The 24,365-nt window shown below is 73.3% G+C and carries 24 protein-coding genes; 10 read left to right on the forward strand and 14 right to left on the reverse strand.

Annotation, left to right across the window (positions count from 1 at the left end; translation table 11 throughout):
- Positions 1–81: 81 nt before the first annotated feature.
- The 4 genes from htpG to AC069R_RS23980 all read right to left on the reverse strand — a co-directional run bounded on the left by htpG (position 82) and on the right by AC069R_RS23980 (position 3,264).
- Positions 82–1,983, reverse strand: a complete 1,902-nt coding sequence (gene htpG, locus AC069R_RS23965; protein WP_478768856.1) for a molecular chaperone HtpG — start codon at positions 1,981–1,983, stop codon at positions 82–84.
- Between the two features lie 80 nt (positions 1,984–2,063).
- Positions 2,064–2,438: a fluoride efflux transporter CrcB gene (crcB, locus tag AC069R_RS23970; RefSeq protein WP_478768857.1), complete on the reverse strand. Its 375-nt coding sequence runs from the start codon at positions 2,436–2,438 to the stop codon at positions 2,064–2,066.
- Positions 2,435–2,788: a DUF190 domain-containing protein gene (locus tag AC069R_RS23975; RefSeq protein ID WP_478768858.1), complete on the reverse strand. Its 354-nt coding sequence runs from the start codon at positions 2,786–2,788 to the stop codon at positions 2,435–2,437. Before AC069R_RS23975 ends, crcB begins: the two co-directional genes overlap by 4 nt.
- Positions 2,785–3,264 (reverse strand): FluC/FEX family fluoride channel, encoded by a 480-nt coding sequence (locus AC069R_RS23980; protein WP_478768859.1) that lies wholly within the window; start codon positions 3,262–3,264, stop codon positions 2,785–2,787. The genes AC069R_RS23975 and AC069R_RS23980 overlap by 4 nt, the downstream gene beginning before the upstream one ends.
- 299 nt (positions 3,265–3,563) lie before the next feature.
- Here AC069R_RS23980 and AC069R_RS23985 point away from each other — a divergent pair, with 299 nt between their 5' ends.
- From AC069R_RS23985 to AC069R_RS24005, 5 genes are all read left to right on the forward strand, one after another.
- The gene (locus tag AC069R_RS23985; protein WP_085567932.1) at positions 3,564–3,905 is read left to right on the forward strand and encodes an ArsR/SmtB family transcription factor; all 342 of its coding nucleotides are present in this window, start codon (positions 3,564–3,566) and stop codon (positions 3,903–3,905) included.
- Positions 3,902–5,623 carry a SulP family inorganic anion transporter gene (locus AC069R_RS23990; RefSeq protein ID WP_478768860.1) on the forward strand — a complete coding sequence of 574 codons (1,722 nt, stop codon included), beginning with the start codon at positions 3,902–3,904 and terminating at the stop codon, positions 5,621–5,623. Before AC069R_RS23985 ends, AC069R_RS23990 begins: the two co-directional genes overlap by 4 nt.
- 49 nt (positions 5,624–5,672) lie before the next feature.
- Positions 5,673–6,092: an ATP-binding protein gene (locus AC069R_RS23995; RefSeq protein ID WP_478768861.1), complete on the forward strand. Its 420-nt coding sequence runs from the start codon at positions 5,673–5,675 to the stop codon at positions 6,090–6,092.
- A gap of 78 nt (positions 6,093–6,170) precedes the next feature.
- Positions 6,171–6,572, forward strand: a complete 402-nt coding sequence (locus AC069R_RS24000) for an STAS domain-containing protein (RefSeq protein ID WP_478768862.1) — start codon at positions 6,171–6,173, stop codon at positions 6,570–6,572.
- Between the two features lie 40 nt (positions 6,573–6,612).
- Positions 6,613–6,960, forward strand: coding sequence for a zinc ribbon domain-containing protein YjdM (locus AC069R_RS24005; RefSeq protein WP_478768863.1), 348 nt, complete (start codon positions 6,613–6,615; stop codon positions 6,958–6,960).
- Between the two features lie 305 nt (positions 6,961–7,265).
- On the opposite strand, the gene AC069R_RS24010 is transcribed toward AC069R_RS24005, so the two are convergent.
- Positions 7,266–7,808 carry a hypothetical protein gene (locus AC069R_RS24010; RefSeq protein WP_478768864.1) on the reverse strand — a complete coding sequence of 181 codons (543 nt, stop codon included), beginning with the start codon at positions 7,806–7,808 and terminating at the stop codon, positions 7,266–7,268.
- A gap of 240 nt (positions 7,809–8,048) precedes the next feature.
- On the opposite strand from AC069R_RS24010, the gene AC069R_RS24015 reads away from it, so the two are divergent.
- A complete protein-coding gene (locus AC069R_RS24015; RefSeq protein ID WP_478768865.1) occupies positions 8,049–9,011 on the forward strand; it encodes a LysR family transcriptional regulator in 963 nt (320 codons plus the stop codon).
- A gap of 107 nt (positions 9,012–9,118) precedes the next feature.
- Here AC069R_RS24015 and AC069R_RS24020 read toward each other — a convergent pair whose 3' ends face one another.
- The 7 genes from AC069R_RS24020 to AC069R_RS24050 are packed head-to-tail and all read right to left on the reverse strand — an operon-like array spanning position 9,119 to position 16,873.
- Positions 9,119–10,363: a vWA domain-containing protein gene (locus AC069R_RS24020; protein WP_478768866.1), complete on the reverse strand. Its 1,245-nt coding sequence runs from the start codon at positions 10,361–10,363 to the stop codon at positions 9,119–9,121.
- The gene (locus AC069R_RS24025) at positions 10,360–11,184 is read right to left on the reverse strand and encodes an SRPBCC family protein (RefSeq protein WP_478768867.1); all 825 of its coding nucleotides are present in this window, start codon (positions 11,182–11,184) and stop codon (positions 10,360–10,362) included. Before AC069R_RS24025 ends, AC069R_RS24020 begins: the two co-directional genes overlap by 4 nt.
- 3 nt (positions 11,185–11,187) lie before the next feature.
- Positions 11,188–12,081, reverse strand: coding sequence for an AAA family ATPase (locus AC069R_RS24030; RefSeq protein WP_478768868.1), 894 nt, complete (start codon positions 12,079–12,081; stop codon positions 11,188–11,190).
- A gap of 3 nt (positions 12,082–12,084) precedes the next feature.
- Positions 12,085–12,999, reverse strand: coding sequence for an XdhC family protein (locus AC069R_RS24035; RefSeq protein WP_478768869.1), 915 nt, complete (start codon positions 12,997–12,999; stop codon positions 12,085–12,087).
- A 42-nt stretch (positions 13,000–13,041) separates the two neighbouring features.
- A complete protein-coding gene (locus AC069R_RS24040) occupies positions 13,042–15,438 on the reverse strand; it encodes an aerobic carbon-monoxide dehydrogenase large subunit (protein ID WP_478768870.1) in 2,397 nt (798 codons plus the stop codon).
- A complete protein-coding gene (locus AC069R_RS24045; RefSeq protein ID WP_478768871.1) occupies positions 15,435–15,995 on the reverse strand; it encodes a (2Fe-2S)-binding protein in 561 nt (186 codons plus the stop codon). The genes AC069R_RS24040 and AC069R_RS24045 overlap by 4 nt, the downstream gene beginning before the upstream one ends.
- Complete coding sequence (locus tag AC069R_RS24050) at positions 15,992–16,873, reverse strand: FAD binding domain-containing protein (RefSeq protein ID WP_478768872.1); 882 nt, start codon at positions 16,871–16,873, stop codon at positions 15,992–15,994. The genes AC069R_RS24045 and AC069R_RS24050 overlap by 4 nt, the downstream gene beginning before the upstream one ends.
- A 342-nt stretch (positions 16,874–17,215) precedes the next feature.
- On the opposite strand from AC069R_RS24050, the gene AC069R_RS24055 reads away from it, so the two are divergent.
- Positions 17,216–18,340: an XdhC family protein gene (locus AC069R_RS24055; protein ID WP_478768873.1), complete on the forward strand. Its 1,125-nt coding sequence runs from the start codon at positions 17,216–17,218 to the stop codon at positions 18,338–18,340.
- 699 nt (positions 18,341–19,039) lie between these two features.
- On the opposite strand, the gene dxs is transcribed toward AC069R_RS24055, so the two are convergent.
- Positions 19,040–20,938 carry a 1-deoxy-D-xylulose-5-phosphate synthase gene (dxs, locus tag AC069R_RS24060; RefSeq protein WP_478768874.1) on the reverse strand — a complete coding sequence of 633 codons (1,899 nt, stop codon included), beginning with the start codon at positions 20,936–20,938 and terminating at the stop codon, positions 19,040–19,042.
- Positions 20,939–21,120: 182 nt separating this feature from the next.
- On the opposite strand from dxs, the gene AC069R_RS24065 reads away from it, so the two are divergent.
- A complete protein-coding gene (locus tag AC069R_RS24065; RefSeq protein ID WP_478768875.1) occupies positions 21,121–21,468 on the forward strand; it encodes a tetratricopeptide repeat protein in 348 nt (115 codons plus the stop codon).
- A gap of 217 nt (positions 21,469–21,685) precedes the next feature.
- Positions 21,686–22,330, forward strand: coding sequence for a peptide deformylase (locus AC069R_RS24070; protein WP_478768876.1), 645 nt, complete (start codon positions 21,686–21,688; stop codon positions 22,328–22,330).
- Positions 22,331–22,338: 8 nt separating this feature from the next.
- On the opposite strand, the gene AC069R_RS24075 is transcribed toward AC069R_RS24070, so the two are convergent.
- Entirely contained in the window at positions 22,339–23,778 is a 1,440-nt protein-coding gene (locus tag AC069R_RS24075; RefSeq protein WP_478768877.1) for a dihydrolipoyl dehydrogenase family protein, read from the reverse strand.
- Positions 23,779–23,970: 192 nt separating this feature from the next.
- On the opposite strand from AC069R_RS24075, the gene trxA reads away from it, so the two are divergent.
- A complete protein-coding gene (trxA, locus tag AC069R_RS24080) occupies positions 23,971–24,345 on the forward strand; it encodes a thioredoxin (protein WP_478768878.1) in 375 nt (124 codons plus the stop codon).
- Positions 24,346–24,365: the final 20 nt, after the last annotated feature.

Raw genomic sequence — 24,365 nt, forward strand, 5'->3', positions numbered from 1 at the left:
GCGGACCTGGAACCGGGAACCAAGGAGAGGGCGGGGCCGCCGAGTTGGCGGACGCGGCGCCCGCCCTCGCCCGTACGTCCCCTACAGCGCCTTCTCCAGCCGCTCCGCCATCAGCTTCACGAAGCGCGCCGGCTCCTTCGGCTGGCCGCCCTCCGCGAGGACCGCGAGGCCGTACAACAGCTCGGCGGTCTCGGCGAGTTCGGTGCCGTCGCCGCGCTGCGTGTAAGCCTCGTTGAGGCCCTTGACCAGCGCGTGGCCGGGGTTGAGTTCGAGGATGCGCTTGGCCCGCGGCACCTCCTGGCCCATGGCGCGGTACATGTTCTCCAGGGCCGGGGTCAGGTCGTGCGCGTCGGAGACGATGCAGGCCGGGGAGACGGTGAGCCGGGAGGACAGCCGTACCTCCTTGATGTCGTCCTCCAGCCGCTTGCCCATCCACTCCAGCAGAGCGGCGTACGCCTCGTTCCGCTTCTCCCGCTCCTCGTCGGCGCCGGCCTCCTCGTCCTTCGGGTCGAGGTCGAACTCGCCCTTGGCGACGGAGCGCAGCTTCTTGCCCTCGTACTCGCCGACCGCGTCGACCCACACCTCGTCCACGGCGTCGGTGAGCAGCAGCACCTCGATGCCCCGGTCGCGGAACGCCTCCATGTGCGGGGAGTTCTCGATGGCCTGGCGGGACTCGCCGGTCAGGTAGTAGATGTCCTCCTGGCCGTCCTTCATCCGCTCCACGTACTGCTTCAGCGTGGTCGGCTCGCTCTCGTGGTGCGTGCTCGCGAACGACGCGACGGCGAGCAGCGCCTCCCGGTTCTCCGCGTCGGTGACCAGGCCCTCCTTGAGGACGGTGCCGAACTCCCGCCAGAACGTGGCGTACCGCTCCGACTCCTCGCCCATCAGGTCCTTGACGGTGGAGATGACCTTCTTCGTCAGACGGCGGCGCATCATCTCGATGTGCCGGTCCTGCTGGAGGATCTCGCGGGAGACGTTGAGCGAGAGGTCCGCCGCGTCGACGACGCCCTTGACGAAGCGGAGGTACGGCGGCAGCAGCGCCTCGCAGTCGTCCATGATGAACACCCGCTTGACGTACAGCTGCACGCCCCGCCGGAAGTCCCGCGTGAACAGGTCGTGGGGCGCGTGCTCGGGGATGAAGAGCAGCGCCTGGTACTCGAAGGTGCCCTCCGCCTGGAGCCGGATGGTCTCCAGCGGGTCGCGCCAGTCGTGCCCGATGTGCTTGTACAGCTCGTGGTACTCCGCGTCGGACACCTGGTCGCGCGGCCGAGCCCACAGCGCCTTCATGGAGTTGAGGGTCTCGGGCTTCTGCTCACCGTCGTCGCCCGCGCCCTCGGGCTTCATCCTGATCGGCCAGGTGATGAAGTCCGAGTACCGCTTGACGATCTCCCTGATCTTCCACGGGGAGGCGTAGTCGTGGAGCTGATTCTCCGGGTCGGCGGGCTTGAGGTGCAGGGTGACCGAGGTGCCCTGCGGCGCGTCCTCGACCGGCGTCAGGGTGTACGTCCCCTCGCCGCGCGAGGTCCAGCGGGTGCCCTGGCTCTCCCCGGCCCGCCGGGTCACCAGCGTCACCTCGTCGGCCACCATGAACCCGGAGTAGAAGCCGACGCCGAACTGGCCGATGAGCCCCTCCTCGCCGGCCGCGTCCTTGGACTCGCGCAGCTCGCGCAGGAATTCGGCGGTGCCGGAGTTGGCGATGGTGCCGATGAGCTGCCCGACCTCGTCGTACGACATACCGATGCCGTTGTCCCGCACGGTCAGGGTGCGGGCCTCCTTGTCGATGTCCAACTCGATGTGCAGGTCGGACACATCGACGTCGAGCGCGTCGTCCCGCAGCTTCTCCAGGCGCAGCTTGTCCAGCGCGTCGGAGGCATTGGAGATGAGTTCGCGCAGAAAGACATCCTTGTTCGAGTACACGGAGTGGATCATCAGCTGGAGCAGCTGACGCGCCTCCACCTGAAACTCAAACGTCTGCGTCGACATGTTCGCGGATACCTCACAGGTCCTGTCGTCGGAACTGGCGGCAGCCACTGTAAAACACCATGTCACGGCGGGGGGTCACATCAGGCCCAGAGGGACTGGGCGAGGGCCGCGCCCAGGAAGGCGGCGCCGAGTCCGGCGACGACGCTCGCGACGACGTTGGCGGCGGCGAAGAAGCGCGCGCCGTCCTCGGCGAGCCGCAGCGTCTCGTAGGAGAACGTGGAGTACGTGGTCAGCGCCCCGCACAGCCCGGTGCCGAGCAGCAGCTGGAGGTTCGAGGACATCCCGCCGGCGACGACCGCCCCGGTGACCAGGCCGAGGACGAGGCTGCCGACGACGTTGACGGTGAAGGTGCCCCAGGGGAAGACAGTGTCGTGCCTGGACTGCACGGTGCGGTCGGTCAGATAGCGCAGCGGCGCGCCGACGGCGGCTCCGGCGATGACCAGCAGCCAGTTCACGAACTCTCCTTGTCTTCGATGCCGTTGCGGCACAGGATCTCGCAGCGGTCGATGGTCACCAGGCCCTCCCCGACCAGCTCGTCGAGCTGGGGCAGGAAGGCCCGGACGCGTTCCTCGGTGTCGACGATGACGACGGCCACCGGCAGGTCCTCGCTGAGGGACAGCAGCCGGCTGGTGTGGATCAGGGAGGTCGCCCCGAACCCCTCCACGCCCCGGAACACGCTGGCGCCGGCCAGTCCGGCCCGGTGGGCCCGGTGCACGATCTCCGCGAAGAGAGGCTTGTGGTGCCACCTGTCGTCCTCGCCGACGAGGACCGTGAGCCGGACGCCGGGAACGGTGGTTGTCGTCATGCTGCCCTCCACTCGATGACGCGCCGGGTGAGGTGCGCGGTGGTCCAGACGGCCGCGAGGGCGCCGAGCGCGGTCGCGGCCAGGTCGAGCAGGCCGGTGGTGGCCCGGCCGGCGCCGGTCAGTCGCTCGATGTCCACGGTGTACGTGGAGAAGGTGGTGAACCCGCCGAGCACCCCGGTACCGAAGAAGGGTCTGACCAGGCGGTGTCCGGCCCCGAGGTCGGTGATGACGGCCATGAAGACGCCGATGACGGCGCAGCCGGCGACGTTCACCCAGAACGTGGTCCACGGGAAGGCGCCGGACGCGGTCGGCCACAGCAGCGCGGCGGCGTAGCGGGCGCAGGCCCCGAGGGCACCGCCGACGGCGACGGCCGCGAGGACCGGTGCCTGCGTGCGCCACTGCACGCGCCGACGGGCCGGCGGGGGCTGCTCGATGCCGCGTTCGGTGGATGCGTTCAGCGCGGTCCGCTCTGCCACATGGGCCTCCTCGTCACAGGGCGCCCACGCGTACCGGGGCGCACTTCGTCGTCAGGAGGGACCATTGGCGGCGTCACCGCCGCGGTTGGGTACGGCGGGACCCACCACCGTGCGGCGACCGGAGCCGTGCCGCGCGACCAGGATAGCGGAACCGTGATCCGGGGGCGGACCCGTGGTCCGGGCGGATGCACGCTCCGGAAGGACCCGCAGCACGGCGAACTGACTAGCTGAATTGCGAAAATTAGCAATTGGTTAGATGCTACGTTCGTTGTATCCGCTGAGAGGGAAGTCGAGGAATCGTGTCGGTTCCGCTGTACCAGGCGAAGGCCGAGTTCTTCCGGATGCTCGGCCACCCCGTGCGGATACGGGTGCTGGAGCTGTTGCAGGACGGGCCGCGGCCGGTCCGGGAGCTGCTCGCCGCCATAGAGGTGGAGCCCTCCAGCCTCTCCCAGCAGCTGGCGGTGCTGCGCCGCTCGGGCATCGTCACCTCCACCCGCGAGGGCTCGACGGTCGTCTACCAGCTGTCCGGCGGTGACGTGGCCGACCTGATGCGGGCCGCGCGCCGGATCCTCACCGAGATGCTCACCGGGCAGCACGAACTGCTCACCGAACTGCGGGAAGCCGAGGTCTCCGCCCGATGAGCACCGCCCTGCGCGACGCCCGCGCCCGCCTCGCCTCCCTGCTGCCCGGCCGCGCCGACCTCGTCGCGGTACGGCGCGATCCCCGCCGGGACCTCCTCGCGGGCCTCACCGTCGCGATCGTCGCGCTGCCCCTCGCCCTCGGCTTCGGCGTCTCCTCCGGGCTCGGCGCCGAGGCGGGCCTGGCCACCGCGGTGATCGCGGGTGCGGTCGCGGCCGTGTTCGGCGGCTCGAACCTCCAGGTGTCGGGGCCGACCGGCGCCATGACCGTCGTCCTCGTACCGATCGTGGGCCGGTACGGGCCCACCGGTGTGCTCACCGTCGGGCTGCTGGCCGGCGTCCTGCTGATCGCGCTGGCCGCGCTGCGTGCCGGGAAGTACATGCGGTACGTGCCCGCCCCCGTGGTGGAGGGCTTCACCCTCGGCATCGCCTGTGTGATCGGGCTCCAGCAGGTGCCGAACGCGCTCGGCGTGCCCGTACCCAAGGGCGACAAGGTGCTGGTGGTGACCTGGCGGGCGGTCGAGGAGTTCGCGAAGGCGCCGAACTGGACCGCCGTGGGGCTCGCGCTCGCCGTGGCCGCGGTGATGCTGCTCGGCGCCCGGTGGCGGCCCACGGTCCCCTTCTCCATCCTCGCCGTGATCGCCGCGACCGTCGTCGCCCAGCTCGCCCACCTGGACGCGGCCAAGCCGATCGGCGCGCTGCCGTCCGGGCTGCCCGCGCCCTCCCTCGCCTTCCTCCACTCCGGTGACCTGGGCTCCCTGCTGACGCCCGCGGTCGCGGTCGCCGCGCTGGCCGCCCTGGAGTCCCTGCTGTCGGCCTCGGTCGCGGACGGCATGACCGTCGGGCAGAAGCACGACCCGGACCGCGAGCTGTTCGGGCAGGGCCTCGCCAACATCGCCGCCCCGCTGTTCGGCGGCGTCCCGGCCACCGGCGCGATCGCGCGCACCGCGGTCAACGTACGGACCGGAGCCGGTTCCCGCACCGCCGCGTTCACCCACGCCGTGGTCCTCGCGGTGATCGTCTTCGCCGCCTCGCCCCTGGTCGCGAAGATCCCGCTGGCCGCGCTCGCGGGCGTGCTGCTGGCCACCGCGGTGCGCATGGTCGAGGTCGGCTCGCTGAAGGCCATGGCGCGGGCGACCCGCTCGGACGCCGTGATCCTCGCGCTGACCGCGGTCGGCACCCTCGCCCTGGACCTCGTCTACGCCGTGATCATCGGTCTCGCCGTGGCCGGCGCCCTCGCGCTGCGCGCCGTGGCCCGGCAGGCCCGGCTCGACCGGGTGCCGCTGGACCGGGGCGACCACAGCGCGGAGGAGCACGCGCTGCTCGCCGAGCACATCGTGGCGTACCGGCTGGACGGGCCGCTGTTCTTCGCCGGGGCACACCGCTTCCTGCTGGAGCTGGCCGAGGTCGCCGACGTCCGGGTGGTGATCCTGCGCATGTCGCGGGTGTCGACCATCGACGCCACCGGCGCCCTGGTGCTGAAGGACGCGGTGCAGAAGCTGCGCCGGCGCGGCATCGTCGTGCTGGCCTCCGGCATCCGGCCCGGACAGCTGCGCGTCCTCGACTCGGTCGGCGCGCTGGAGCTGCTGCGGCCCGATGGCCGGGACTACGCCACCACCCCCGAGGCGATCCAGGCGGCACGCGGCCACCTGGAGGGCGCCGTGCCCGCGCTGTCCGCGCAGCGCACCGCCCCGGTGCCCAGTGCGGAAACCGTCCGATGAACGAGGCGGCCGACACGGGGGACCACCACCCCGGCCCGACGGAGCGATGATGTCCCAGACCCTTCAGGCCCTTCCCCACCGCCATGTGCTCACCCTGCCCGCCGTCCCCACGGCGGTGCGGGTCGCGCGGCAGACCGCCGAACAGACCCTCGTGGAATGGGGCATCGGGCTGCGGCACCGCGCGGTGGACCCGGCGCTGCTGATCCTCAGCGAACTGGTCACCAACAGCGTCCGGCACGCGGCCCATGTCTCCCCCGAGGTCACCGTCGTCTACGCGGCCGCCCGCGACTGCTTCGCCTTCGCCGTGCACGACCGCCACCCCCACCAGCCGCAGCTGCGCACCGCGATCACCCGGCCCGGCGGCCTGGCCACCGTGATGGAGCTGGTCCTCGGCCTGGGCGGCACCGCGGTGGTCCGCGCGGACGCCGACGGCGAGGGCAAGAGCATCTGGATCACCCTGCCCCTGTAGACCACCGGCCCGCGGACGCCCGCGCCCCTCCCCCGCACAAGCCCACGCCCCCTCCCCCGCAAAGGAAGCCGCCCCCGCATGACCATCGACTGGCGCTACACCATCGAGCAGGACCTCGGCGTCCTCTCCGTCGCCGGCTACCTCGGCCCGGACGCCGTACACCGCTTCAACGGCGCCATCGGCTGGGTCCTCGCGCGCGGCACCGGGCCGGTCGTGCTCGACCTGGCCGAGCTGCGCACCTGGTCCGCGGAGGGCCAGGTGGCCATCGCCGGGGCCGCCCGGCTGCTCGCCGCCTCCGGGCGGGGCCTGGAGCTGGCCGCGATACCCGCCGACGGCTCGCTGGTCCCGGCGGGCGAGGGCCCGGACATCCCGGTCCACTGCGACCTGGCCGCCGCCCTCGCCGCGCACGGCCGGTGCCCGCGGTCGCCGGACGACGCCCGCCAGGAGTGGCGCACGGACGGCTGGCCCGCCGCCTCCTGACCTGACCACGCCCCTGCCCGATCCGTACCGAAAGAGTTCCATGAGCGACAACCTCCCCGCCTGCCCCGCCTGTTCGGGCACGTACACCTACGAGATGGGCGCGCTGCTCGTCTGCCCCGAGTGCGGCCACGAGTGGTCGGCGGCCACGGACGCGGACGCCGATCAGGGCCGGGTGATCCGGGACTCGGTCGGCAATGTGCTCGCCGACGGCGACACCGTGACCGTGGTCAGGGCGCTGAAGGTCAAGGGCAGCCCGTCCGGCATCAAGGCGGGCACGAAGGTGCGCGGCATCCGGCTCGTGGACGGCGTGGACGGCCATGACATCGATTGCAGGATCGACGGCTTCGGTGCCATGCGGCTGAAGTCCGCCGTGGTCAAGAGGGCCTGAGCCGGCGGCCTGCTCCGGGTCCCCACGCGGGCTCCCGCGACGGCTGCGAGACCGAGATCGCCGCCGCGTTCAACCCGGTGTACGACGCGGAGCGCTGCGGCACCCGCCTGGTGGCCTCGCCCCGGCACGCGGACGTCGCCCTGGTGACCGGCCCCGCGACCCCGGCCGCCCGCCGGAGCCGGGGGCGATCGTGGCCGCGCTGTGCCGGGTCGAGCCGGTCGGCCCGTCCTTCTTCAACTGGCCCGTGCCGTCTGCCCCGTTGACCGACACGATCGTGCCGGACTTCCCGCCGACCGACAAGAGCCTCAACCTGTCGCACGCGGGGAACGACCTGTGCGCCCCCGGGGCCCCGGCGCCCCGGCGGGCGGGCGCGTGCGGTGCTCGGCGCCGCGCGGCCACAGCACCTCGACGTCGACGCCATGGCTGCGGGCGTAGGCCACCAAGTGGGCGGTCGCGTCACGGCCGTTGGAGGGTGAGCCGTCCCAGACGGCCAGCAGCCGCGCGCAGGAGCGGACCAGGGCCTCGTCGGCGCGGATGCAGGAGGCGCGGTCGCCGGGGTCGTACTCGACCAGGCGCACCAGCTGCGACAGCAGCAGCAGTTCGCCGGCCGCCTTGCGGTCCGGCTCGGTGACGCAGGCGGGCACACCCCTGAGGGACGGCAGCACCGTCACCAGGGCGAGGCCCGCCCCGCGCGCGGCCCGCCCGAACACCACGGGCAGGCCCTTGCCGGCCCGGACCAGTCCGGCGCGGCCGGTGCGGGCGCGGTCGGCCAGCCGGGAGCGCAGCTCCTCCTCCAGGAGGGCCAGCGTCGGCACGGTGAGATCCGGATGTCCGACGACGGCGATCACTGCTGGGCTTCCCTTCTGCGCATGCGCCGATCATCGTCGCGCGCGGGTGCCGGGCACAGGGCCTGCCGGCCGGGATTCCGGGGCCGGACGGCCCATGGACAGGGGTGCCCGCGCGGCGCGGCCGGGGCCTGCCGGATCCGGCGGTTTCGTGGCCCCGGAACGATCTGTGCGATAGTTTGAGACGCAGGTCACACCCGCCACAGGGGCAGGCGCATCCGTGGTGATCAGGGGAGGTTCCGGTTGACCCCGGCACAGTTGCGGGCGTTCTCGGCGACCGTCCGGCTCGGCTCCGTGAAGGCAGCGGCGGCGGACCTCGCGGTGAGTGAGGCCGCCGTCTCGCTGCACATCGCCCATCTGCGCCGGGAGCTAGGCGACAAGCTGTTCACCCGCACCGGCAGCGGGCTGGCGTTCACTCCGGGCGGGCTGCGGCTCGCCAGCCGGGCGGCGCAGATGCTGGGCCTCCAGGACCAGACCGTGCTGGAGGTGCAGCAGGCCGGGTCCGGGCGGCGGCTGCTGCGGGTCGCCACGTCGAGCCTGTTCGCCGAGTACGCGGCGCCCGGCCTGATCGAACTCTTCGCGGGGCGGGCCGACGATCTCGACGTCGAGCTGAGCGTGCACGATCCGCAGCGCTTCCCGCTGCTGCTGACGGAGCGGGCGGTGGACGTGGCCATCGGGCCCCGGCCCGCCACCGTGGACGCCTCGATGAGCTGCACGCACTTCCTCAACTACCAGATGATCGCGGTCGTCGGCGCCGGTCATCCGCTGGCCGCCCGCACCGCCCCGGCCGGGCTGGCGGAGCTGCGCGAGCAGACCTGGCTGCTCGGGCCCTCGGCGGTGGGGCGCGCCGGGATAGTGCCGTCCGTGCTGCGGCGGCTCCAGATTCCCGAGGACCGCCAGCGGATCTTCCAGAGCCACACCGCGGCGGTGGACGAGGCCAAGCACGGCACCGGGGTGGCGCTGGCGGTGACGTTCGCCGTCGGTAAGGACCTCGCCGACGGCGACCTCCGGCAGCTCGGCGGACCCCAGCTGCCCGCGCGCGGCTCCTGGAACCTCCTCGCCCTCGGCGACCGCGAGGCCCCGCCGGCCGCCGCCGAACTCCGCCGCTTCGTCACCACCCCCCGCGCCACCCAGGCCATGCTCCGCGGCGCCGGCGTCACGGCGGGCCGGTTCCGCCCGGCGATCCATGTGACGCTGTGGAGCTGAAGGGCTCCAGGTGAGGTGGTGGGGCTCCAGGCGAGGTGGTGGGGTTGCGGGGAAGGCCCGGAGCGGCCCGGCCTCGCCGCCGCGGGTGAGGGGTCACGGATGACGGGTCACGGCCGGCCCGGTCGCCTGCCATGCCCGCGCGGTCCCGTCAGCCGGGCGATCTCCGGGGGGACGCGGAGCAGGGAGGCGAACGTGTCCGCCGGGAGGAGCAGGTCGACGTACGGCAGCGCGGCGGTCATCGTCGTCGTGCGCGGGAGGTAACCCGGCGCGCCCGCGCGGGGGTTGAGCCAGACGACCGTATGGGCGCGGCGGCGCAGCCGGGCCATGGCCGCGGCGAGGCGTGCGGGCGGATCGCCGTCCCAGCCGTCGGAGGCGATCAGGACGACCGCGCCGCGCAGCGCGCCCCCGTGGTGGGAGGCGAGCAGGGTCTCCAGGCAGTGCGCGATCCGGGTGCCGCCGAACCGGTCGGCGACCCGCTGCGACGCCTCCTCGAAGGCCGTCTCGGCGGAGCGGTGCGCGAGGACGCCCGTGAGCCGGGTCAGCGAGGTGGCGAAGGCGAACACCTCGGCCCGCGTGGTCAGCGCGAGCGCCCGCATCAGATGCAGGTAGGCCACCGCCTGCGCCTGCATGGAGCGGCTCACGTCGCACAGCACCACCACCCGGCGGGGCCGGTCGAGGGGGCCCGCCCGGACCAGTCGTACCGGTTCCCAGCCGGTACGACGGGAGCGGGCCACCGTCTCCCGGATCGCCACCCTGGGGCCGCCCGGACGCCGCGCGTACCGGCGGGAGCGGCGGGTCGGCCACTGCCGCAGCCCCGTCTCCAGCCACTGCCCGAGCAGTGCCGCCTCCCGCTCCCCCAGCCGCTCGAACGGCGTGTCCACGGCACCGGCCAGCTCGGTCGGCAGCCGCTGCGGCACGGTCAGTACGTGCTCTTCGCCCGGCTCGGCCGCCCCCACCACCGGCGGCAGCGTCACCCACGGCAGCCCCGCGTCCTCGACCGGATCGCCGGACGCGCCCGCGGGCAGCGGGGCGCGTACGTCGTCCCCGGCCGGCGGCGCGGCGCCCCGGTGAGTGCGGCGGGCGTGCGGGTCGAGGGAGAGGACGGCGTCGCCGAACACCGCGGCGAAGACCTCGTCGAAACGGGCCAGGTACGGCTGGTCGCGGACCAGGGTGACGCGGGCCGTCCAGTACAGGGCGGTCCGGGTGGCGGGCCAGGACACGGCCAGCGCGGCGACGAAGTCCCGCGCGGCGGTCAGGCCCACGGGCACGCCCCGGCCCCGCAGCCGGTCGGCGAGCGCCACGGCGAACGCGGCCCGGTCGACGGCGGGCAGGAACGGCTCGGCCTGCGTCATCGCCCTGGGCTCCGGTTCCGGCGCACCGCCCAGTAGGTCACCACGCCGCCGACGACCGCGCCGACGGCCACCGGGACGAGCCGCTTGTAGACCGAATTACCGGCGTACCGCATCAGGTCCAGGGGCTCGTTCTCCGGCGCGGGCTGCCGGGGCCGGGTCTCCGGCCGGGGCGCGGCGGCGGCCTCGGCCCGCGGGGGCGGCGAGGACCGTACGGCGTCGGCGGCGGACGATTCGGCGGCGGACGGCTCGGCAGCGGACGGCTTGACGCCGGTCGGCTCGGCGGCGGACGGCTCGGCGGCGGTCGCGGGCGCGGGCGCGGACTCCGTGGCCGGGCCCTGCGCGGTGTCCTCCGCCGCCTCGGGTGCCGCCGCCTCCGGTTTGTGCAGCAGTTGCTCCTCCACGTTCGCCACGAACTGCGCGAACAGCTTCTCGGAGATCTCCTTGATCATGCCGCTGCCGAACTGGGCGAGCTTTCCGCTGATGTTGAGGTCGGTGCTGACGCTGACCGCGGTGCCCGTGCCGTCGGGCCGCAGCCGGGCGTGCACGGTCGCGGAGGCGTTGCCCTGGCCGCGGGTGTCCTTGCCGGACGCGCTGATGACCGCGCTGTGGGTGGCCTCGTCCTGCTCGGTGAAGCGGGCGGTGCCCTGGAACTGGCTGATCACCGGCCCGACCTTCACCTTCACCTTGCCGCGGTAGACATCGCCGTCGACCCCGGTGAGCTGGGCGCCGGGCATACAGGGGGCGAGGCTCTCCAGATCGGTGAGCGCCTGCCAGGCCCGCTCCAGGGGCGCGTCCACCCGGAACTCGTTGTCGATCTTCATGGCTTACGGTCTCCTCGCTTCTTCGGGGTAGCCGAGTTCCCCGAGGGCCCCGGTGATGGCCGTACGGTCGTCGGGACTCTTGGCGACCGCGCTGAGAGTGCTGATCACATCGCGGCGGGCCAGCCGGGACACGCGCAGCGCGGCCAGGGCGGAGACCCAGTCGATGGCCTCCGCCAGGCCGGGCGCCTTGTCCAGGTCCAGCGCGCGGACCTTGCCGATGAACGCGGTGGCGGACGCGATCAGCGGTTCGTTCGCGGCCGGCACCGAGCGGCGCAGGATCTCCGCCGCGCGTTCGGGGCCGGGATAGTCGATCCAGTGGTAGAGGCAGCGCCGGCGCAGCGCGTCGTGGAGTTCGCGGCTGCGGTTGGAGGTGAGGACCACCACCGGGGGCCGGGCGGCGGCGAAGGTGCCCAGCTCCGGGATGGTGATGCTCCACTCCCCCAGGAACTCGAACAGCAGCGCCTCGAACTCGTCGTCCGCGCGGTCGATCTCGTCGATCAGCAGCACGGGCGGCAGCGGCCCCTGATGGCGTACGGCGCGCAGCAGCGGCCGGTCCAGCAGGAAGTCCTCGGTGAACAGGTCGGCGTCGGCCAGGTGCTGCCCGCGCGCCTCGGTGAGCCGCACGGCGAGCAGCTGGCGCTGGTAGTTCCACTCGTACAGCGCCTCGCCGGCCGTCAGGCCCTCGTAGCACTGGAGGCGGATCAGCGGGGTGGCGAGGGCCTCGGCGAGGGACTTGGCGGCGCTGGTCTTGCCGACGCCCGGCTCGCCCTCCAGGAGCAGCGGGCGGTCGAGGACGGTGGCGAGGTAGAGGGCGGTGGCGGTGCCCTCGTCCACGAGGTGGCCGACTTCGGCGAGGCGGCGCCGTACGTCCCCGGCGTCCAGGAAGAGTCCGCTCACCCGTTAGCCCACCAGCCCCGCCGCGCAGCGGTCCCGGCAGCCGGTGCCGCAGAACCAGAACTCCTTGTCCCCGGCGGCGAGATGAGGAGTGCCGGCGGTGACGGTCACCGTCATCCCGCACACCGGGTCGACGACCTGGGCCGGCTGTTCCGGCAGTGCGGTCGGCGGTGGCGCGTTGCGCGCGCGTACGGACTCCACCACCTCCGCCAGGATGGACAGCGCCACCTCGGGTGCCGTGCGGGCGCCGATGTCGAGGCCGGCCGGGGTGTGGATGCGGGCCCGCTCCGCCGCGCCGAGGCCGAGTTCGTCCAGCAGGGCGGCGCCCCGGCGGCGGCTGGCGACCAGGGCGATGTGCGGGACGTCGGCGTCCAGGGCGGCGCGCAACGCCTCGGCGTCGCCGCGGCCCTGTCCGGCCACGATCACCGCGCCGGTGTGCTCGGCGGGCGGCCCGTCGGGCAGGGAGCGCGCGGTGGCGTACCCGAGGACGTCGGCGAGGGCGATGAAGGCTTCCGCGATCGGGGTGGTGCCGACGACCTCGATCAGGGGCGGCGGCAGCACCGGTTCCAGGAAGATCTCCAGCGCGCCGCCGGACAGACAGGGGTTGACCACGACCTTCGCGCCGGGGGTGTCCGGGAAGGCCGCCTCGCCCGCCGGCAGCACCCGCAGCAGCAGCGGCCCGCCACCGTTGAGGGCGCCCAGTGCCGCCGTGCGCACCGAGCCCTCGGCGCACATCCCGCCGACGAAGCCGTCGATCGTGCCGTCGCCGTACACGATCGCCTCGTCGCCCGGATGCGCGGACGCGGGCGGCTGGGCGCGCACCACGCGGGCGTGCACGAACGGCACGCGCTGCTGGGCCAGTTCGAGCGCACGCGCGCTCACCGTCTTGGGCACCCCGGTCACCTCCTCGACTGCCGTCACCGTCTGCTGTTCCTCCTGTCCTCTTGTGTGCCGCGCCGCCCGTCAGATCGGCGGGAGGGGCCGGCCCTGCATCGCCTCCCAGACCCGCGAGGGGGTCAGCGGCATGTCCGCGTGCCGGATCCCGAACGGGGAGAGCGCGTCGACCACCGCGTTGACGATCGCCGGCGGGGAGCCGACGGTCGCGGACTCGCCCACGCCCTTGGCGCCGATCGGGTGGTGCGGGGACGGTGTGACCGTGAACCCCGTTTCCCAGTCGGGTACTTCGAGGGCGGTGGGGATGAGGTAGTCCATCAGGGAGCCGCTGAGGCAGTTGCCGTCCTCGTCGAAGGCGATCATCTCCATCAGCGCCATGCCGACGCCGTCGGTGAGCCCGCCGTGCACCTGCCCCTCGATGATCATCGGGTTGATGCGGGTGCCGCAGTCGTCGACGGCCACGAAGCGCCGTACCGTCACCTTCGCGGTGCCCGGATCGATGTCGACCACGCAGATGTAGGCGCCGTGCGGATAGGTGAGGTTCTCCGGGTTGTAGCAGATCTGCGCCTCCAGGCCGCCCTCGACGCCCTCGGGCAGGTCGCCCGCGCCGTGCGCCCGCATCGCGATGTCCTGGATGGTCACCGAGGCGTTCGGGTCGCCGGCCACCTTGAAAGAGCCCTTCTCCCACTCCAGGTCGGCGACCGAGACCTCCAGCATCCCGGAGGCGATCAGCCGTGCCTTGTCGCGGACCTTGCGGGCGACCAGGGCCGCGGCCGCGCCGGAGACCGGGGTGGAGCGGCTGCCGTACGTGCCGAGGCCGAACGGGGTCTGGTCGGTGTCGCCGTGCACGACCTCGATGTCCTGCGGCGGGATGCCGAGTTCCTCGGCGACGATCTGCGCGAACGTCGTCTCGTGGCCCTGCCCCTGGGACTGCACCGACAGCCGTACGACGGCCTTTCCGGTGGGGTGGACCCGCAATTCGCAGCCGTCGGCCATGCCGAGGCCCAGGATGTCCATGTCCTTGCGGGGCCCGGCGCCGACCGCCTCGGTGAAGAAGGACACGCCGATGCCCATGATCTCACCGCGGGCCCGCTTCTCGGCCTGCTCGGCGCGCAACTCGTCGTATCCGGCGAGCTGTTTCGCCAGTTCCATGGTCGGGGCGTAGTTCCCGGAGTCGTACACCCAGCCGGTCTTGGTGCGGTACGGGAACTGCTCGGGGCGGATGAAGTTCTTCATCCGCAGCTCGATCGGGTCCATCCGCAGTTCGGCGGCGAGGCAGTCGACGATCCGTTCGACCAGGTAGACCGCCTCGGTGATGCGGAAGGAGCAGGCGTACGCCACCCCGCCGGGCGCCTTGTTGGTGTAGACGGCCGTCATCTTGCAGTAGGCGGCCTCCAGGTCGTAGCTGCCGGTGAAGACGCCGAAGAAGCCGGCCGGGTACTTCACGGGCGCGGCGACGCCGTTGAACGCGCCGTGGTCGGCGAGGACGTTGGTGCGGACGGCGAGGATCCTGCCCTCGCGGGTGGCGGCGATCTCGCCGCGCATGATGTAGTCACGGGCGAAGCCGGTGCTGATCAGGTTCTCGGCGCGGTCCTCCATCCACTTCACCGGCTTGCCGGTGAGCAGGGAGCCGACGATCGCGCACACGTAACCCGGATAGATCGGCACCTTGTTGCCGAAGCCGCCGCCGATGTCCGGGGAGACCACGCGGATCTTGTGCTCGGGCAGTCCGGCGACGATCGCGTACAGGGTGCGGTGGGCGTGCGGTGCCTGGGTGGTGGACCACAGGGTGAGTTTGCCGTCGACCGCGTCGTAGTCGGCGACCGCACCGCAGGTCTCCATGGGGGCCGGGTGCACCCTCGGGTAGACGATGTCCTGCGAGACGACCACGTCCGCGCGCCGGAACACCTCGTCGGTGGCGGCCGCGTCGCCGGTCTCCCAGTCGAAGACGTGGTTGTCGCTCTTGCCCTCCAGGTCGTCGCGGATGACCGGCGCGTCGGGCGAGAGGGCGGTGCGTACGTCGACCACCGCGTCCAGCGGTTCGTACTCGACGTCGATCAGTTCGAGGGCGTCGCGCGCCGCGTACCGGTCCTCGGCGACGACGAAGGCGACCTCCTGGCCCTGGAAGCGGACCTTGTCGGTGGCGAGGACGGCCTGCACGTCGTTCGACAGGGTCGGCATCCAGGCCAGGCCCTTCTCCGCGAGCATCGCGCCGGTGACCACCAGGCGGACCTTGGGGTGGGCCTCGGCGAGGGTGGTGTCGACGGAGACGATGCGGGCGTGGGCGAGCGGGGAGCGCAGGATGGCCAGGTGGAGCATGCCGGGGAGCTGGAGGTCGTCCACGTAGCGGCCCCGGCCGCGGACGAAGCGGGGGTCCTCCTTGCGCAGCATCCGGCCGTGGCCGTTGGGCTTTCGGTCGTTGTCGACGAAGGCGGTACGGCGGCCGTTGCCGGCGACGGTGGTCATGAGGCGCTCCCCGAGGTCGACGCGACGGAGGGTTCGGGGCCGCCGGCCGGTGCGGCGGTCCGCTCGGGCTCCTCGGCGGTGGTACGGGTGCCGGCCTGTTCGGCGGCGGCCCAGCGGATCGAGCGGACGATGGTGGCGTAGCCGGTGCAGCGGCAGATCTGGCCCGAGATGGCCTCGCGGATCTCCTCGTCGGAGGGGTCCGGGTCGCGGTCGAGCAGGGCGCGCGCGGTCATCATCATGCCGGGGGTGCAGAAGCCGCACTGGAGTCCGTGGCATTCCATGAACCCGCGCTGGATCGGGTCGAGTTCGCCGTTCTGCTCCAGTCCCTCGACGGTGCGTACCTCGTGGCCGCCCGCCATCGCGGCAAGGACCGTACAGGACTTGACGGGTTCGCCGTCCAGCCAGACCACGCAGGTGCCGCAGTTGCTGGTGTCGCAGCCCCAGTGGGTGCCGGTCAGCTGGAGGTGGTCGCGCAGGAAGTGCACCAGCAGCAGCCGGCCCTCGATCTCCCGTGTGACCTCTTCGCCGTTGACGGTCATGGTGACCTGCACGGTCACACCTCCTGTCGGTTGATCCGGGCCGCGGCCCGGCGCAGTACGCGCATCGTCAGCTCGCGGGCCAGATGCCGCTTGTACTCGGCGCTGCCGCGTCGGTCGGTGACCGGGGAGCAGGACTCGGCGGCGATGTCCCCGGCCCGCGCCCACAGTTCCTCGGCGGGCGGCCGGCCGCGCAGAGCGTCGGCGATTCCGGGGATGCCCGCGGTGTTGGGTCCGACGGCGGCGAGGCCGACGCGGGCGTCCGCGATCAGCCCGCTCTCGTCCAGCCAGAGGGCCGCGCCCGCGGAGACCACCGCCCAGTCCCCGGCGCGCCGCTCGACCTTCTCGTAGGCGCTGGAGCCGCGCGGGCGGACCGGGAAGCGGACCTCGGTGAGGATCTCCGCGTCGCCGACCGCGGTCTCGTAGGGGCCCTGGTGGAACTCCTCCATGGGGACCACGCGCTCGCCGTCCATCCCGCGGATCACACAGGAGGCGTCCAGCGTGGTGCACACCGCCGACAGGTCCTCGGAGGGGTCCGCCTGGCACAGGGAGCCGCCCAGGGTGCCCCGGTTGCGCACCACCGGGTCGGCGATCACCCGTTCGGCGTCGCGGAAGACCGGGAAGGCCGCGGCGAGTTCGTCCGATTCCAGCAGTTCGCGGTGCCGGGTCATCGCGCCGATGCGGATCATTCCGGGTTCGACGCGGATGTAGCCCAGCTCGTCGTGCAGCTCGTTGATGTCGATCAGGTACTCGAAGTTGGCCAGCCTGAGTTTCATCATCGGGATGAGGCTGTGCCCGCCGGCCACCAGCCGGGCGGTGTCGCCGAGCCGGTCCAGGAGCGCGACCGCCTCGTCCACCGTGCCCACGCGCTGGTACTCGAACGGAGCGGGAACCTGCATGCCGCACTCCCTGTCCCGCCCGGCGGGCAGCCGGGCGCATCGGGCGCCGTTGTCAAAGATCATTGCGCCTCCGTCCGGGCGGGGTGTCAATCGCTGCTTAAGCCTTTGCTTAACTCGCCCCGCCACGGGAGGGGCGGTCGCTTAAGCGAAGACTTAAGCTGCCGTTGACATGCGAGGGGCGGCATCCGCATGATCCGGACGCCGGGCGGGGGAAATCGGCCGTCACGGGGTTTGAGCCGGGGTCGGCCGCCAAGGCCGTGGCCGCCGTACGGCCTGCACCGGAGCCCGAACGGGTATGCGGTGGGTGTGGCGGTGGTGGACGCCGCCGAAGGAGGCACACGGATGCGGGACATCGCTCAGGGCCTCTCCTCCTGGAGTGCGGCGGGCAAGCGGTTCGCGGTGGCGACGGTCGTACGGACCTGGAAGTCGGCGCCCCGCCAGGCGGGCTCGTCGCTGGCGGTCGCCGAGGACGGCGAGGTGATCGGGAGCGTCTCCGGCGGCTGCGTCGAGGGCGCGGTGTACGAGCTGGCGCGCGAGGTCCTGGAAAGCGGCAGGCCCGCCCTGGTGACCTACGGCGTCAGCGACGACGATGCGCTGGCGGTCGGTCTGACCTGCGGCGGGATCATCGAGATCCTGGTGCGGCCGGCGGGCGCGGGCCGCTTTCCTGGGCTGCCGGACGTGCTGGCGGCGATGGGCGCGGGGCGGCCGGTCGCGGTGGTGTCGCCGCTGCCGGACGAGGGCGGCGGCCCGGAGCCGGACCCCGCGGCCGCGCCCGCCGGCCAGCTGATCGTCACGCCGTCGGATGCGCGGGGCACGCTCGGTGACGCCCGCCTCGACGCCGCCGTGGCCGAGCGGGCGCAGGGGCTGCTGGCGCAGGGCAGCACCGTTGTGGTGCGGGTCGGGCGCGCGGGCGAGGAGCGGCGCGACGACGTCGCCGTGTTCGTGGAGTCCTTCGCGCCGCCGCCGCGGATGCTGGTGTTCGGCGCCATCGACTTCGCGTCCGCGGTGGCCCGGATCGGCAAGTTCCTCGGCTATCACGTCACCGTCTGCGACGCCCGCCCGGTGTTCGCCACCCGCCGCCGCTTCCCGGACGCGGACGAACTGGTGGTGGACTGGCCGCACCGGTATCTGGAGTCGGCCGAGGTGGACGAGAACACGGTGATCTGCGTCCTCACCCACGACCCGAAGTTCGACGTACCGCTGCTCCGGCGGGCGCTGCGCACGCCCGCCCGCTACATCGGCGCGATGGGCAGCCGCCGCACCCACGAGGACCGCCTGCGGCGGCTGCGCGAGGAGGGCATGAGTGAGGCGGAGCTGTCCCGGCTGTCCTCCCCCATCGGACTCGACCTGGGCGCCCGCACACCGGAGGAGACGGCGGTGGCCATCATGGCCGAGGTCATCGCCCTTCGGTGGGGCGGCACGGGCCGACGGCTGGTGGAGATGACGCCCCTGCCGATCCACCGCTGACGCGGGTTGCCGACGGCGGTTCGCGGAATCCGCGAGGGGTGCGTAGGCCGCCATCGGCAGGGGCCGGGCTCCCGAGGACGGCGTCGGCAAGGGGCTGGTCCCGGAGGCCGACACCGGCCGAGGCCGGGCCTCGGAGTCCGGACGTGGGAGGAGGCTGGGCCCAGGGGCGGGCAGGGGTCAGGGGCGGTCCCGGAGACTGACATCGGCCGGGGCTGGGCCCGAGGCTGGTGCGGCCGGGTCCGCGTCTCGGAGTCCGACATCAGCCGGGCTCGGCCCAAGGCATCAGCCGTGACCGGAGGTCCGAGGCCGGCATCGGCCGGAGCCGCGTCTCGGACTCCGGCATCAACCGGAGCCGGACCCGAGGCCAGCAGGGGCAGGGGCCCGGACACCGGCCAGACGGGGCCCGAGGCCGGTATCGGCCGAGACCGACCCCGGAGGCCGACATCGGCCGGGCTGAGCCCGAGGCATCAGCCGTGGCTGCGGGCCCGAGGCCGGCAGCGGCCGGGGCCGCGTCTCGGAGTCCGACATCAGCCGGAGCCGGACCCGAGAACGGCGGGGGCCGTAGCTGCGGGCCCGAGGCCGGTGTCGGCGGGGCCTCGGGGGTCGGGGGCGGTGTCGGCAGGGCCTCGGGGGTCGGGGCCGGCGGCGGCAGGGCCTCGCAGGTCGGGGGGGCGGCGGCGGCTCGATCAGGGTCTCCGCTCAGCCGGGGAAGACCAGCTCGTCGCGGCCGAGGCCCGCGAAGACGCCCGAGACGCGGCGGGCGACATCCGCGGCCGTCAGCCCGACGCGGGCCAGGACCCGGCCGCGTTCGGCGTGGTCGAGGAACTCGGCGGGGACGCCGAAGTCCCGTACAGGGACGTCCACTTCGGCATCGCGCAGGGCCTGGGCGACGGCGGCGCCGACACCGCCGGCCCGCACCCCGTCCTCCACGGTGACGACGAGCCGGTGCCGGGCCGCGATGCCGGGCAGGGCCGCGTTCACCGGCTTGATCCAGCGGGGGTCGAGGACGGTGGCGCCGATGCCCTGTTCGGCGAGGCGGTCGGCGACCTCCAGGCACATCGGGGCGAGCGCGCCGACGGAGACGACGAGCACATCGGCGCCCTCCTCGGCGGAGCCCCGGAGCACGTCCATGCCGGCGATCGTGCCGACGGCGGCCACCTCGGGGCCGACGGTGCCCTTGGAGTAGCGCACCACCGTGGGCCCGTCCGCCACCTCGACGGCCTCACGCATCTGGGCCCGCAACTGGGTCGCGTCGCGCGGTGCGGCGATGCGCAGGCCCGGCACGACCTGGAGGACGGCCATGTCCCACATGCCGTTGTGCGAGGCGCCGTCGTCGCCGGTGATGCCCGCGCGGTCCAGCATGAAGGTCACCGGGCAGCGGTGCAGCGCCACGTCCATCAGGAGCTGGTCGAAACAGCGGTTGAGGAAGGTGGCGTAGACGGCGACGACCGGGTGCAGCCCGGCGGTGGCGAGGCCGGCCGCGGAGGCGGCGGCGTGCTGCTCGGCGATGCCGACGTCGAAGAAGCGGTCGGGGAAGCGCTCGGCGAAGGGGGCGAGACCGGTGGAGCCGCGCATCGCCGCGGTGATCGCCACGATGTCCTCGCGCTCGGCGCCGAGCCGGACCAGTTCCTCACCGAAGACGCTGGTCCAGTCCTTGCCGGCGACGGTGACCGGCTTGCCGGTGTCCGGGTCGATCACCTTGACCTGGTGGAAGCGCTCGTCGGATTCCTCGGCGAAGCTGTAGCCGCGGCCCTTCTCGGTGATGCAGTGCACGATGACCGGGCCGCCGAACCGCTTGGCGCGGGCCAGCGCCGACTCCAGCGCCTCGATGTCATGGCCGTCGATCGGGCCGACGTACTTCAGGCCCAGGTCCTCGAACATGCCCTGCGGGGCGATGAAGTCCTTCAGGCCCTTCTTCGCGCCGTGCAGCGCGTCGTAGACCGAGCGGCCGACGATCGGGGTGCGGTCGAGGACGGCCTTGGTGCGCTCCAGGAACTGCTCGTAGCCGTCCGTCGTGCGCAGGGCGGCCAGGTGGGTGGCGAGGCCGCCGATGGTGGGGTTGTACGAGTGGCCGTTGTCGTTGACCACGATGACCAGCGGGAGGGTCTTGTCGGCGGCGATGTTGTTCAGCGCCTCCCAGGTCATGCCGCCGGTGAGCGCGCCGTCCCCGACCACCGCGACGACGGAGCGGTCGCGCCTGCCGGTCAGGCGGTCGGCCTTGGCGATGCCGTCGGCCCAGCTCAGGGCGGCGGAGGCGTGCTGGTTCTCCACGATGTCGTGCGGCGACTCGGCGCGGCTGGGATACCCGGACAGGCCGCCCTCCTTGCGGAGCCTGGAGAAGTCCTGGCGGCCGGTCAGCAGCTTGTGCACATAGGTCTGGTGGCCGACGTCGAAGACGATGCGGTCCTTCGGGGACTCGAAGACCCGGTGCAGGGCGATGGTCAGCTCGACGACGCCGAGGTTCGGGCCCAGGTGACCGCCGGTGCGGGAGACGGCGCTGACGAGGAACTCGCGGATCTCCCCCGCCAGCGTCCCCAGTTCACCGGCGTCGAGCTTCTTCAGGTCCTGCGGGCCGTGGATCGTCTCCAGAACGCCCATACGTCATTCTCCTTCGGCGCTGCGGACGGGGAAGCGGACAGGGAATGCGAAGGTGACAGGCTATCAATTCCTCCCGATTCGCGAAGTCGCCCGCGCGTGAGTTGCCCCACGGGAAAGCGGGGGGGGAGGTAGTGGAATATTGAACTACCCGGTGCCGTTATGCCCGCCGAAGGAGGTCACCAGTGGAGACCACGTACTACGACCACGGCACCGCCGCCGAGCGCTGGGAGCGTGCTCGGGCGTTCTTCGCGGCCAAGGACTACGCGGGCGCGGCGCGCGTGCTGGCCGCTCTGGTGGAGGAGGTGCCGGAGCAGACCGGGCCCCGGCTGCTGCTGGCCCGCGCCTACTACCACTCCGCGCAGCTGCGGCGGGCCGAGGCCGAGCTGCGGCTGATCGTGGAGCGCGACCCGGTGGAGCACTACGCCCGGCTGATGCTGGGCCGCACCCTCGAACGGCAGGCGCGGCACGCGGAGGCGGAGCGGCACCTGCGCATCGCCGCCGCGCTGGCGGGCGACTTCCCGCAGCACTGAGGCGCCGCCGCCACCACGTACCGAGGCGTCCTCCCACGGCACGCCGAGTCGTCGCCCGCGTCCCGCCACGGCGCGCCGAGGCACCCTGCCACGGCCCGGAGGCGACTCGCCGCCCTGCCGCGGCCCCGAGGCGACTCGCCGCCCCGCTCGGGCGGCACGCCCCGGCACCGGTCCGCGCGCCTCGTCCCCGAGCGGGCCACCGTGGCATCCTGGCGCGATGGCACCCGACCGTGATCACGCGCCGCTCGCCGAACGGGTCGAGGAACTCCTCGCCGCCGGCGGCCCCCTGCCCATCGTCGCCGCCGGCCGGCCGGTGCTGCGCCGCCCCACCGAGGCGTACGAAGGCCAGCTCGGCCCCGCCCTGCTGGCCCGCTTCGTCGAGGCGCTGCGCCGGACCATGCACGCCGCGCCGGGCGTGGGCCTCGCCGCGCCCCAGGTCGGCGTGGAGCTGCGGATCGCGGTCCTGGAGGACCCGGCGCCGGTGCCGGAGGAGATCGCCGCGGTCCGGGGCCGGCGCCCGCAGCCCTTCCGGGTGCTGGTCAACCCCGTGTACGAACCCGTCGGCACCGCGCGCGCCGCGTTCTTCGAGGGCTGCCTGAGCGTGCCCGGCTGGCAGGCGGTGGTGGCCCGGCACGCCGAGGTGCGGCTGCGTGCCGAGGACGAGCGGGGGCGCCCGGTGGACGAGGTGTTCACCGGCTGGCCCGCCCGTATCGTGCAGCACGAGACGGATCACCTCGGCGGTACGCTCTACCTCGACCGCGCCGAGCCGCGCTCGCTGTCCACCAACGAGGCGGTCGCCGCCCTGTGGTCCCAGCCGACCCCGGCCGCGGCCGCGACCGCCCTCGGCTTCGAACTGCCGTAGAGCGCCCGTCAGTTGTCCCGGTACGCCTCCAGCAGTCGCAGCCACACCTCGCTGAGCGTCGGGTACGACGGGACCACGTGCCACAGGCGGCTGACCGGGACGTGACCCGCGACGGCGATCGTGGCCGAGTGGATGAGTTCGCCGACGCCGGGGCCGACGAAGGTGACGCCCCGCAGGATCTCGTCCTCCAGGTCCACGACCATACGGGCGCGCCCTTTGTAGCCGTCGCCGTACAGGGCCGCCCCGGCGACGGAGGAGAACTCGACGTCCACCGCGCGGACCCGGTGGCCGGCCTCCTCCGCCTCGGCGAGGGAGAGGCCGACCGCGGCGGCCTCCGGGTCGGTGAACACGACCTGGGGTACGGCCCCGTGGTCGGCGGTGGCCGCGTGCGGGCCCCAGGGTCCGTCGAGCAGCGGGGTGCCGGCCGCGCGGGCGCCGATGGCCGCGCCCGCGATCCGGGCCTGGTACTTGCCCTGGTGGGTGAGGAGCGCGCGGTGGTTGACGTCACCGGCGGCGTACAGCCAGTCGGTCCCGGTGACCCGCAGGGTGTCGTCGACCTCCAGCCAGGAGCCGGGTTCCAGACCGACGGTGTCGAGGCCGATGTCGTCGGTCTGGGGGACGCGGCCGGTGGCGAACAGGATCTCGTCGGCCTCGAACCGCTCACCCGTACGAGTGAGGGCCACGACGGTGCCGTCCTCCCGCGTGACGGACGTGACGGAGGTCCCGGTGCGCACGTCCACCCCGGCCTCGGTGAGCGCCTCGGCGACCAGTTCCCCGGCGAACGGCTCCATCCGGCTGAGCAGGCCCTTGCCGCGCACCAGCAGCGTGACCCGGCTGCCGAGCGCCGCCCAGGCGGTGGCCATCTCGGTGGCGACGACACCGCCGCCGACGACGATCAGCCGGCCGGGTGCCGTGTCCGCGCTGGTGGCCTCGCGGCTGGTCCACGGCCGCACCTCGGCGAGTCCGGGCAGGTCGGGCAGCTGGGCGCGGGTGCCGGTGCAGACGACGACGGCGTGCCGGGCGGTGAGGGTGGTGACGCTGCCGTCGGACACGGTGACGGTGACCCGGCGCGGGCCCGCGAGGCGGCCGTGGCCCCGGTAGAGGTCGGCGCCGATGCCCTCCACCCAGTCCACCTGCCCGTCGTCCTGCCAGTGGGAGGTGAAGTCGTCGCGGCGCTCCAGTACGGCCGGGGCGTCGAGGGGGCCCTGGACCGCCGCGGCGAGGCCGGGCAGCCGGCGGGCGTCGGCGCGGGCGATGACCGGCCTGAGCAGCGCTTTGCTGGGCATGCACGCCCAGTAGGAGCACTCGCCGCCGACCAGTTCGCTCTCCACGATCGCGGTGGTGAGGCCGGCCGCGCGGGTGCGGTCGGCGACGTTCTCCCCCACGGGCCCGGCCCCGAGCACCACGATGTCGTACGCGATGGTTTCCGATTCCGTCGTTTCCGTCATGGGGTCAGTCTGGTGGGTGGTGTGCGCGGCGGCCACATGGGTACGAGCGCGCACACGGGCGCCCGGCGCGCGTGGGGCCTCCGGGTGCGCGTGCGCCGTGCCCGCACCGGCGGGGACACTGCCCGGAATAGCCGGTCCGGCGGTCGTGTTTGTGCCGTCGGCAACCCCACACCAGGAAGAGGGAACCAGGCCATGAGCAGCACCGTGGAACTGACCAAGGACAACTTCGACCAGACGGTCACGGACAACGACTTCGTGCTCATCGATTTCTGGGCGTCCTGGTGCGGGCCGTGCCGGCAGTTCGCGCCGGTGTACGAGAAGGCCGCCGAGGACAACCCGGACCTGGTGTTCGGCAAGGTGGACACCGAGGCCCAGCCGGAGCTGGCGCAGGCCTTCGGCATCCAGTCGATCCCGACGCTGATGATCGTGCGGGACCGGGTGGCCGTGTTCGCCCAGCCGGGTGCGCTGCCCGAGGCGGCCCTGACGGACGTCATCGGCCAGGCGCGGAAGCTGGACATGGACGAGGTCCGCAAGAGCATCGCGGCCCAGGAGGGCCAGGCGCAGTAGCGGTGCCGGGGGTGGCGGGC

It is taken from the genome of Streptomyces sp. NPDC043952 (assembly GCF_056435325.1).

Excerpts from the sequence above, each read along its gene's own strand:
- AC069R_RS24070 (WP_478768876.1), top strand. The coding sequence starts at position 21,686 with ATGGCACCCGACCGTGATCACGCGCCGCTCGCCGAACGGGTCGAGGAA.
- AC069R_RS23990 (WP_478768860.1), top strand. The coding sequence starts at position 3,902 with ATGAGCACCGCCCTGCGCGACGCCCGCGCCCGCCTCGCCTCCCTGCTG.
- AC069R_RS24040 (WP_478768870.1), bottom strand. The coding sequence starts at position 15,438 with ATGACCACCGTCGCCGGCAACGGCCGCCGTACCGCCTTCGTCGACAAC.
- AC069R_RS24020 (WP_478768866.1), bottom strand. The coding sequence starts at position 10,363 with ATGACGCAGGCCGAGCCGTTCCTGCCCGCCGTCGACCGGGCCGCGTTC.
- AC069R_RS23975 (WP_478768858.1), bottom strand. The coding sequence starts at position 2,788 with ATGACGACAACCACCGTTCCCGGCGTCCGGCTCACGGTCCTCGTCGGC.
- AC069R_RS24050 (WP_478768872.1), bottom strand. The coding sequence starts at position 16,873 with ATGCAGGTTCCCGCTCCGTTCGAGTACCAGCGCGTGGGCACGGTGGAC.
- htpG (WP_478768856.1), bottom strand. The coding sequence starts at position 1,983 with ATGTCGACGCAGACGTTTGAGTTTCAGGTGGAGGCGCGTCAGCTGCTC.
- AC069R_RS24025 (WP_478768867.1), bottom strand. The coding sequence starts at position 11,184 with ATGAAGATCGACAACGAGTTCCGGGTGGACGCGCCCCTGGAGCGGGCC.
- AC069R_RS24005 (WP_478768863.1), top strand. The coding sequence starts at position 6,613 with ATGAGCGACAACCTCCCCGCCTGCCCCGCCTGTTCGGGCACGTACACC.
- AC069R_RS24075 (WP_478768877.1), bottom strand. The coding sequence starts at position 23,778 with ATGACGGAAACGACGGAATCGGAAACCATCGCGTACGACATCGTGGTG.
- trxA (WP_478768878.1), top strand. The coding sequence starts at position 23,971 with ATGAGCAGCACCGTGGAACTGACCAAGGACAACTTCGACCAGACGGTC.
- dxs (WP_478768874.1), bottom strand. The coding sequence starts at position 20,938 with ATGGGCGTTCTGGAGACGATCCACGGCCCGCAGGACCTGAAGAAGCTC.
- AC069R_RS24055 (WP_478768873.1), top strand. The coding sequence starts at position 17,216 with ATGCGGGACATCGCTCAGGGCCTCTCCTCCTGGAGTGCGGCGGGCAAG.
- AC069R_RS23995 (WP_478768861.1), top strand. The coding sequence starts at position 5,673 with ATGTCCCAGACCCTTCAGGCCCTTCCCCACCGCCATGTGCTCACCCTG.
- AC069R_RS24000 (WP_478768862.1), top strand. The coding sequence starts at position 6,171 with ATGACCATCGACTGGCGCTACACCATCGAGCAGGACCTCGGCGTCCTC.